Origin of the sequence: Bradyrhizobium cosmicum, from assembly GCF_032290525.1 — a bacterium.
GTDB classification, from domain to species: domain Bacteria; phylum Pseudomonadota; class Alphaproteobacteria; order Rhizobiales; family Xanthobacteraceae; genus Bradyrhizobium; species Bradyrhizobium cosmicum_A.
Genome location: NZ_JASXTA010000180.1, coordinates 1 through 279 on the forward strand (window position 1 = coordinate 1; position 279 = coordinate 279).

Consider the following 279-nt stretch of genomic DNA (forward strand, 5'->3'; position numbering starts at 1 on the left):
TGCCTGACCTCGTCGATCACAGACGCCGTATGCAACAGCGCCTTGCTCGGAATGCACCCGACATTGAGACAGACTCCGCCGAGCGTATCGTAACGCTCGACCAGCACGGTCTTCATGCCGAGATCGGCGGCGCGGAAGGCCGCCGAATAGCCGCCAGGACCGGCGCCCAGCACCAGCATGTCGCATTCGATATCCACCTTGCCGGAATAGGATGCCGCAGATGGCGCGGGTGGCGGCGGAGCGGCGGCGGCCGGCTGCGACGCCGGCACGGGTTTTGGC

1 protein-coding gene is annotated in these 279 nt (G+C 66.7%); it reads right to left on the reverse strand.

From position 1 onward, the window contains the following. A partial coding sequence (locus tag QSV46_RS39570) for an FAD-dependent oxidoreductase (RefSeq protein ID WP_314964072.1) occupies positions 1 to 279 on the reverse strand: 279 nt, incomplete at both ends.